This is a genomic window from Aquiflexum sp., assembly GCF_041749095.1.
In the GTDB taxonomy this organism is placed as follows: domain Bacteria; phylum Bacteroidota; class Bacteroidia; order Cytophagales; family Cyclobacteriaceae; genus Aquiflexum.
The window spans coordinates 1-9,625 of the sequence record NZ_JBGTCA010000147.1; the positions used below are offsets into that span (position 1 = coordinate 1).

At 38.8% G+C, this 9,625-nt stretch carries 8 protein-coding genes; 6 read left to right on the forward strand and 2 right to left on the reverse strand.

Going from position 1 to position 9,625, the window contains the following annotated elements; all coding sequences use genetic code 11:
• Nucleotides 1-1,122, forward strand: a 1,122-nt coding sequence (locus ACEW8O_RS07600) for an IS1634 family transposase (protein ID WP_373494021.1), incomplete at its 5' end; no start/stop codon positions are given.
• A 145-nt stretch (nt 1,123-1,267) separates the two neighbouring features.
• On the opposite strand, the gene ACEW8O_RS07605 is transcribed toward ACEW8O_RS07600, so the two are convergent.
• Entirely contained in the window at nt 1,268-4,543 is a 3,276-nt protein-coding gene (locus tag ACEW8O_RS07605) for a TonB-dependent receptor domain-containing protein (protein WP_373494022.1), read from the reverse strand.
• A 360-nt stretch (nt 4,544-4,903) separates the two neighbouring features.
• Between ACEW8O_RS07605 and ACEW8O_RS07610 the strand changes: the two genes are divergently transcribed.
• Nucleotides 4,904-5,593, forward strand: a complete 690-nt coding sequence (locus ACEW8O_RS07610) for a lysoplasmalogenase (RefSeq protein WP_373494023.1) — start codon at nt 4,904-4,906, stop codon at nt 5,591-5,593.
• Between the two features lie 252 nt (nt 5,594-5,845).
• Here the strand turns inward: ACEW8O_RS07610 and ytxJ are convergent, their stop codons facing one another.
• Nucleotides 5,846-6,187 carry a bacillithiol system redox-active protein YtxJ gene (gene ytxJ / locus ACEW8O_RS07615; RefSeq protein WP_373494024.1) on the reverse strand — a complete coding sequence of 114 codons (342 nt, stop codon included), beginning with the start codon at nt 6,185-6,187 and terminating at the stop codon, nt 5,846-5,848.
• Between the two features lie 181 nt (nt 6,188-6,368).
• Between ytxJ and ACEW8O_RS07620 the strand changes: the two genes are divergently transcribed.
• The 4 genes from ACEW8O_RS07620 to ACEW8O_RS07635 all read left to right on the forward strand — a co-directional run.
• Nucleotides 6,369-7,769, forward strand: a complete 1,401-nt coding sequence (locus ACEW8O_RS07620; protein ID WP_373494025.1) for a DUF4403 family protein — start codon at nt 6,369-6,371, stop codon at nt 7,767-7,769.
• Between the two features lie 270 nt (nt 7,770-8,039).
• The gene (locus tag ACEW8O_RS07625) at nt 8,040-8,342 is read left to right on the forward strand and encodes a DUF6922 domain-containing protein (RefSeq protein WP_373494026.1); all 303 of its coding nucleotides are present in this window, start codon (nt 8,040-8,042) and stop codon (nt 8,340-8,342) included.
• Complete coding sequence (locus ACEW8O_RS07630; protein ID WP_373494027.1) at nt 8,297-8,923, forward strand: nucleotidyl transferase AbiEii/AbiGii toxin family protein; 627 nt, start codon at nt 8,297-8,299, stop codon at nt 8,921-8,923. The genes ACEW8O_RS07625 and ACEW8O_RS07630 overlap by 46 nt, the downstream gene beginning before the upstream one ends.
• Nucleotides 8,924-9,092: 169 nt before the next feature.
• On the forward strand, nt 9,093-9,625 hold a 533-nt coding region (locus tag ACEW8O_RS07635), incomplete at its 3' end, for an SDR family NAD(P)-dependent oxidoreductase (RefSeq protein ID WP_373494028.1).

The window sequence follows — 9,625 nt, forward strand, 5'->3', positions numbered from 1 at the left end:
AGCATCGATGTAGAGGCTGTTTACCGCTATATGGACAAACTCTACAACACCCAGAAGGAAAAGGTCCAACAGATAAGTTACGATCATACCCTGGGCATTTTGGAGGGCGGTATCAGGATGGTGTTCTATGATGTGACAACACTGTATTTTGAAATAGAAAAGGAAGATACCCTGCGCAAGACGGGCTTTTCAAAGGACGGGAAGCACCAACATCCCCAGATAGTACTGGGCCTTTTGGTAAGCGTGGGCGGCTATCCGTTGTCATATGATATATTTGAAGGCAACAAATATGAAGGTGACACCATGCTGCCGATCATTGATGCGTTCAGGGAAAGATATAAGTTTGAAAGTCTCACCATCGTGGCCGATTCGGGCCTGATCAGCAATAAAAACATAGCAGATCTGGAAGAAAAGGGTTACAAATACATTTTGGGTGCAAGGATCAAAAACCAGCCCGCCAAGGTTACGCAAGAGATATGCTCACTCAATTTGAAAAACGGGGAAAGTAAGGTGATCTGGAAAGACAAAGGCACTGCCCTGATTATCAACTATTCTGACAAAAGGGCCAAAAAGGATTTTTTCAACAGGGAAAGGGGGCTCAAAAGACTGGAAAAGCAGATTGAATCGGGCAAACTCACAAAATCAAACATCAACAAAAGAGGCTACAACAAATATTTGAAGATGGAGGGCAAAATGGATATATCCATTGACAGGGAGAAATTTGAGGAAGATGCCAAATGGGACGGATTAAAAGGGTTCCAGACCAATGATCTGGCCCTATCAAAAGAAGATGTCATAGAGAACTACCGACAGCTCTGGAAAATCGAAAAAGCGTTCAGAATTTCCAAGCACGATTTAAGGATCAGGCCTATTTTCCATAGGAAACAAAGAAGGATAGAAGCACATATCTGCCTATCCTTTGCCGCTTATAAGGTATATAAAGAACTTGAGCGCCAGTTATATGATAAAAAGGCAAGCATCAGTGCCGAGAAGGCCATTGATATAGCCAAAACAATATTCAGCATACAGGTCAAGGTAATAGGCTCAGACAAAACAATCAATAAAACCATTATTACCAATGACGAGCAAAGGTATCTGGTCAGACTTTTCAATATTTTTTGATTTGGGTGTCCCAAAGAGGAAAACAGGAAAAGATGGGCATATTACATTCTGCTTTTTGAAAAAGAAAGATAGTTGGACGGTACCAAAATACCATAAAAAAAGCCCTCAATTTCTTGGGGGCTTAAATTCAATTCGAAATTCTATATTAATTGAAAGAATATCTGATACCAACCTGCATTCTCCAAACATTGTTAATACTGTTTGAAAGTCTGAAAGTTTCATTAATGATATCAGTTGTGCCGGGGTTGGTAGTGATTCGGTAGATTGGCTCATTGTTAGCATTTAACCCTCTATAGTTTAAAGGATTGCTTTGCCATTCTACCAGAGGAACTCCCCATTCAGAATTCAACAAGTTTCCAACGTTCATAAAATCTAATCTGAATTCCAACCTGTTTTTATCATCCTTAGTGACATACAACCGTTGAATAAAGCTCAAATCAAAAGTATGTACCCAAGGTCTCAATCCACCATTTCTTTCAGCCAATTGTCCTCGCTTAGTACTTAAGTAAGGATCTTGATCTATGTATTGATCAAATATTTGAGCTTGTAATTGGGGTGTGTAAATCACCTCGTTCAATGTATATTGTTGGAAATTCAATTCTGATGCAGAATTTGGTACATAAATCAATCTATCAGAAGCATCTCCAAAGTTACCGGCATAAGTGTAACTAAATCTACCCGCATTTCCACCTTCGTAGAATAGCGAAATAGTCGTGTTTTTGGTATTGTAACCCAAGTTTGCAATCAACCTCTGAGGTTGATCGTGTCCTGCAAAGCTAATTTCAGGATTATTTCTGTCTATTTGAACCGTGGAAGGCCATAACGATATAGCCTGAGAACCACCTGCGGCATCCAAATCCCTAGCTCTAGAAATTGTATAAGCTACACTGGAATAAAATCCTCCTGAGAAGGATTTTTCTAAACTTATTGTTGCAGATACATAATCTGCTCTTCGATCTGCATTAGTCAATAAAAATGCATTTCTAAAGTCAGGGTCATTAGAATAACCAGCCAGGCCCGGTTGATTTATCCAATAAGGTCTTTCGTCAGGACCATTTAAAGTACCTTCTGGCTCTCTCAATACTAAGTTATTAGCAATTGGAGTAGATACATCTTTTGAAAAGATAAAATCAAAAGCTCCGATGATTCCAAATGGCAATTGTTTGTCAACCCCTATATTGGTTCTCCAAACTTGAGGTAACTTAAAGTTTCTATCAGTTAAATTAAGCTCATTGGAAAGGGTCTGACCTGGATTTTCCGGATTATAGGCGGTAACATCAGGATTGAATGTGATTCCTGCATCTATTACTTCTTGACCCTCCAATCCATAACCTCCTCTAATTACACCTGAACCATTAACTTGGTTAGACAACCATACAAATGGTATTCGTCCTGAAAATACACCAGTACCACCTCTAATTACAGTAGATCTGTCACCTTTTACATCCCAGTTGACACCAACTCTAGGGGAGAACAATGGATTGACTTTAGGGAATGTAGAAATATCAGGAGAGAAAGTGTTACCATCTGGACCAGTAAATGTCTTGTTCAAATTATTCAACAATTCATTTTGTGGAATTTCTATTGGGTAGAAAGGAAGATCTACTCTCAGACCTCCGGTAACTTTCAATCGAGAATTAACTTGATATTCATCCTGAAGGTAGAAACCTAGTTGACCAAATCTAGTTTCATCAGTTGGGGGGGTAGTAGAACCATCCAAAGCAAATCCTTTAGCAAACGCATCTGGATACACATTTGGATTTCTGTTTATCACACCGTCTACAAATTTGTCATATCCGATATATCTGTAGAAACCATTAAATACCGGGTTAAAGGCATTGTCAAAAGTCATGTATTCAAAGTTTCCACCGATTGTATAGGTGTGCTTGCCTTTGAAAATAGAGAAGTTGTTGGTAATGTTAAGAATATTGTTTTCCAACAAGTTTCCTACTGTAAACAACTCATTACCCAATGTCATGTAATATAGTGGGTTACCTGATTCATCTGGTTCAACTACCTCTACTAACGGGAATTCTTGACCACCTGGTACACCTCGTTTCGGATCTGTGATGGCAGTATATCCAATGTTCAATTGGTTTGACATATTTTGGCCTATCTTACTATTTAATTCTGCTACAATGGACCTAACTCTTCTATCGTTGGTATAATTGGCGTTTCTGAAGTTTATAGCTTCTACTCCTGTTCTATCGGTATTCCTATATCTAGTTTGAATATATCGGATAGAGTTTCCATTAGTAGGAACATCGGTAAACGCAGAGTAATCATTATAACGGACAATCAATTTATTGCTTTGGTCGATGTTGAAATCCAACCTTACATTCAACCTGGTCTGTTCAGAATTAAAAGGATACGAATCTGGAGCCCCAGGATCATAGCTATATATACTGTTAATTCTATCTCTAACAAAATTTGCTTGAGAAAGTGGCACTCTTGAAATAAATTGTCCATCAGGAGTTTCTCCATCCCTTGCAGCTCTTCTCAAAATAGAAGGTCTTAATTCAGTTTCAGTCTCATAGTTGACAAAGAAGAATAATCTGTCTTTAATGATTGGACCACCCAACCTAAAGCCCATTATTTCATTTCTTGCGTCGTTTTGGGGTACAAAATTTTCACCGATTTTTGTACCCTGCATCTGATCATTTCTTATGAAATAATAAGCAGATCCTCTGAAGGTGTTGTCACCTGATTTGGTGATTGCATTCACACCTGCACCGGTAAATCCACCCTGACGTACGTCATATGGAGCTAGGTTTACCTGAATTTCTTCAATCGCATCCAATGATACAGGGTTTCCACCCGCAAACTGTCCAGAACCAAGTCCGAAGTTATTGTTGTAAATATTACCATCAATTGTGAAATTATTGAACCTTGATGATGTACCAGCAAAAGAATTTCCATTAGATTGAGGAGTTAATCTGGTGAAATCATTAATGCTTCTATTTATTGTTGGAAGGGAATTGATTCTTTCGCTACCGAGATTCAATGAAGCGCCAGTTCTGTCAGCATCAAAAATACCCATTCTGGTATTTACAACCTCTACCATGTCCAAATCCATAGCATCAGACATTTCTGCATTGATGTTGTAGTTTTGACCTAGTGCAAGATTGATATTTTCAGTAACGTTATCTTCAAAACCAACATAGGTAATTGTTACAGTATATGGACCGCCTACTCTAATATTTGGTAATACAAATCGACCATCCATGTTAGATACAGCTCCATATCTTGTTCCTGAAGGTGTGTGAACTGCTACTATATTAGCTCCTGGAAGGGATTCTCCAGAAACATCTCTAACAACCCCCTGCATACTGGAAGTCGTTACTCCTTGCGAATAAACCATTCCTGTCGTAACGACAAGCACAAATACTGCAAAAAGACTTTTAAGTAATAATTGCCTCATAATTTTTGTTTTTAATAGTAAATTGATTGTGTGTTAGAAATTCAGCTTTTGTTTTCCGCTACAAATGTAGCCGGGTAATCCTAGTTTTTATTTTTGTAATTGTTAAGTTTTAACATTTATTCACAAGGTTACTTAACAATTTCTTAACATTGAAAAAAGGAGGAAATATTATTTTTATCCTGTTTTTTGCATTTTAAACGGTGTAAATGCGTGTAATTTGTTCTTATCAAAAAATTAAGTTTGTGTAAACCTGATTGTGTTAAGAAATCTTTACCATAATGTTATGCAGGGTTTTTGTATAAAAAACGCCTCAATAAGTATATAAACTGTCTATATTTAGAAACAAAAAAATGTCAATCAATGAAAAAGAAATACATACTTTGGCTTTATTTATTTTTGTTTGTCAGTATGTTGGATATTTTTTTCACTGCTAACGGAGAATCTGAGTACAGAATTTATACCAAACCATTTATTCTCATCACCTTATGGATTTATTTCTATTTCAGCAGCATTGATATAAAAGGGACACTCCTGAGAAAAAGTATCAGTGCCGCATTGATATTCTCCTGGTTGGGTGATGTACTCCTCCTCTTCCCCAATTTATTCCTTTACGGGCTTGGTGCATTCCTGATGGCCCATATCTGCTATATCATCGGATTCAAAATCAGTCAAACCAATCCCTTTGCCATCGGAAAAGTAAATTTTATCCGTTTGTTTTTTGTAAACCTTCCCATTTATATCCTTGCGGCCTATGTCTATTTTCTGATCCATCCGGGATTGGGCGTCATGAAAGTACCTGTGGTCATTTACCTTATAGTGATCGTCATGATGGCATCAACAGCCCGCGAAAGGTATCAAAAAACAATACCCGCCAGTTTTTGGCAGGTATTTATAGGAGCAATGTTGTTTTTGATTTCTGATGGCATCCTGGCCATCAATATGTTTTTCAGGTCATTCCCCGAATCAGGTGTCCTGGTCATGGGTACATACGTCCTTGCCCAACTATTGATCGTCATGGGTATTCTGGCGCATGTTAAAAATAAGGAGTAAGTTTCCTCCCCGTTGTCCGAAGGTTGTGCCTTCGGACCACTGAGTGTAGAGTTTTTAACTCCAATCAATTTGAGCCAGAGGCTCAGAACTCAAAAATCCAAAGCCACAGGCTTCGGATAACGTTATCCGAAGGTTGTACCTTCGGATCACTGAGTCCGCAGTTTTTAACTCCAATCAATTTGAGCCAGAGGCTCAAAACCCAAAAATCCAAAGCCACAGGCTTCGGATAACAGGTCTTCATCCTTCACCCCCTCACCCTTCAACCTTACCCATAATCTCCCCATAACTGATCCCCATGTGGCTGTTGTCATAGACTGCTTGACCATTTTTGATCAGGATGACTTGGGGGGACTGATGGTAAACACCGAATTCCCGGGCGATTTGATCGGATATATCACGGAAGCTGATCAGATCCAAAAAATAGGGAGAAACCTTATCAAAATCGGTATCCTTCCAATTTCGGTTCAACCTGTCAAATGCCATATTACTGATGGAACACCTGCTCGAATGTTTAAATATCAGCACAGGCTTATCCTGACTTTGTTTCTTCAGATCTTCAAGTTGTCCGACATTTTCAATTCTTTTCCAATCCATACTCTTAATTTTTCTTAATCCAGATCAGTCCATCAATAATTTTGACCCTAAAATAGTTCCTTTCCTGTAATATTGCCATTTGGAATCCTTCTTTCCCTGATTTAGGGTACATTTCTTGCAATTGAAAGGCAGCTTAATGTTTCTTTGTTTAAGTGGCAATTGAAAAAACAACCATTGATTTATGAAATCCGAAAATATCAAACTCTTGATCATATTAGCACTTTTCATTAACGCCTCCTGCAAAAGTATCATGCCGGATAGGCCTCCCGCTGCTTCTTTGGAAGAATTGCCCAGTTCCCGGTCTACGGTCAACATACCGATCATCATTCCGCTTTCTTACCTAGGGGACAATTTGAACCAAGATTGGAGCAGCAAATTGTTTGCTGACAAAGGGATTCCTTTGGGAAGTGGTTTATTTGCAGATCTGAATGTCACAAGAACCGGAAAGATAACATTGAGAGGTTCAGAAAATAATACTATCAATGTCAAGGTGCCCATGAATATCATTGGTGACCTGAAAATTGAAAAAAAGGTGTTTGGGCAAAACCTGTCGACAAATTTCCCTTTCAATGAAAACCTGATTCCGGAAATCAGCTTTACACCTGAAATAGGCAACAATTGGGACCTGAATTTAAAAAACCTTCAGATCAACAACTCGGGAAAATCCATGAAATACAACCTTTTGGGTTTTGAAATTGACCTGGATCCCCTGGTAAAAGGTCAATTGCAGAAGGTATTGGACAACCAACTTTCGGCAGCAAATCTGAACAAGCTTGACTTTAAGCATATAGCACAAGAGACATGGGATGCATTTTCTGAACCCTACACGGTAGTTCAGAACGGGATTACAGCGCATTTTTATTCGGTACCGGACAAGATAAAGGTCAAAGAAGAAATCACCCTTGACCAAGAGCTTATCCTGTATTTGGGTTTGGAAGGGGAAATGTTTTCTAAATTAGGTTCAAAACCAATCATTGACCAAAAAGAACTGCCGGATATCACTGTGAATGAAAGCAAGGAAAATCAGATTGACCTGGTTCTACCCTTGACCATCCCATACAAGGACCTGGATGAATATCTCAATGCTACTTTTTCCGGTCAGCAAATCCGCTCAAACAGAACTACAGTGATTTGGCCTTCAAATCTGACAACCCAAAAATACGGGGATAAAACCCTCTTGAGCATGGATTTCAAAGCAGTAAGAGACGGGAAAAAAGATGTGGAGGGGAAAATGTTTTTTGCAGGGAATCCGGTATTTGACCGGGAATCTGAGTCGCTGATATTTGAAGAGCCCCAATTTGATGTGAATACCGGAGACTTCTTTTCCAATCTGGGCATCAGACTCCGAAAGGGCAAAATCCAAAAACAGATCAAGAAAATAGCCGTATTGCCTATTGGCGGATTGTTGGACAATGCGCGAAGTGAAATGGCCAATCAGGGGTATTTAGAAACTGATTTTGCCAATTTTAAAGTGTTGAATCCCAGTTTGGATGTGGAAGGAATATATAGCACGGAGGAGGACATCAGGGTCTTTATCAGAAGCCAGGGAAAAATGGATGTACAATTGAAGGATTTTAAATAGCCTAAATATTTTTGATGTATAAAAGGATGAATATCCCCTTTCTTGCCAATAAAGTTCAATCTTTGTTCAAATGGGAAGGATGACCGATGACCGATGCGACGGGCATTGAAGTATTTAACCTTATGTCCTTTTGATAGAACTGGTTACTGGCAACATTGCAAACAATGTATATATAAAAGATTTCAATAACTTGATTCCAATATAAAATTATGACCAAAAGATTAACGGATTGGTCAGGTCTTTGTAACTTGGAATTGAAATTGAAAGGATATGGAAAAAAAGGAAAAGCCGGTTTTTGCAAAGAGGATTTTTTGGGATGTGGATTTTGCAAAACTTGACTATGATACCAAAGCCAATTTTGTGATTGAGCGGGTTTTTGAGCGGGGAGATGTACCCGATATACGGAATTGCAGAAGGTATTATGGAGACGAGAAAATTTCCGGGGTTTTGCTTAATGCCAAATTCTTACCCGAGACAAGGATGTATCTAGCAGCAGCAGTTATTGATAAACCTATCACTGAATTCAGATGTTACAAATTGAGACAGTCGAACCCGGAACTTTTTCCTTATTAGAGAAACTTCAAGCTATCCCCGAATTGAAAGATTTTTACTTGGTCGGAGGCACAGCTTTGTCATTAATGTATGGGCATAGGATTTCCGAAGATTTGGATTTATTCTCGAATCAGCCTTTTCAAAATGATATAGTTACTGAATCCTTGCAGAAAGTCTTTGGAGAGAGTTTTCAGACGGAACAGAAACCTCCACAATTTGGTATATTTTGTTATATCAATGAGATCAAAGTAGATTTAGTGAAACACCCATTCCCTATGATTAAACCCATTCAGGAGATCGAAGGAATTAGATTTTTTTCCACTGAAGACATTATAGCTATGAAAGTTCAGGCTATCTTGGGCAGAGGCAAAAAAAAAGATTTTTGGGATATTTTCGAATTGCTCCAACACTATTCAGTTGCTGATTTTATCCGGTTTCACCAAGAGAAGTATCACAGGCAAAATCTTCTTATATCTGTTCCTCAGGCATTGATTTATTTTGGAGATGCAGAAGAAAGTGAGGATCCCGTCAGTCTCAAAGGGCAAACATGGAAAAAGGTAAAGAAATCTATTGAAAAAAAAGTACGGGACTTTTTAATATAAGAAATAATGAATATCCGTCTATATGCAATTTGGGGACGTTTTCTCTAAAAATGGCTAGAAGACCGAAGACGGGAGACGGAAGTAAACTGTAATTTAGCGTTTGATAAATTATCCATTGGGTTTTCAGATTTACTTGTATCATTGCGGCTAATCACATAAAAAAATAATCATGAAACTCCATAACCGAACATTTATCATTACCGGGGCCACTAGTGGGATGGGAAAGGCCATAGCCTATGAATTTGCCAAAGAAGGCGCCAATCTCATTATGAGCGGAAGGGATCAAGAAAGAGGTGATGCTTTGGTGGCTGAATTGCTGGATAAAGGGCACTCTGTAAAATTTTTATCGGGTGATGTCGGCGAAATCGAATACAACAAGCAATTGGTTGATCTGGCCATAACCAATTTTGGTAGTCTTGACGGAGTAGTCACAAATGCCGGAATGTTGGGGCTTTCTTCAGTGACATCATTAGAACCTGAAACTTGGGACAGGACTTTCCGCACCAATGTGGATGCTGTCTTCTTTTTGCTCAAATATGCCCTTCCTGAAATGATAAAAATGCCTACAGCATCAGTTGTGGTAAATGCCTCAATAGCCGCCTACAAATCCTTCCCCAATCATCCTGCCTATTGTGCCTCTAAGGCTGCTCTTGTAGCTTTGGCAAAACAGATGGCCGTGGACTATGGCCCATCAGTCCGTAT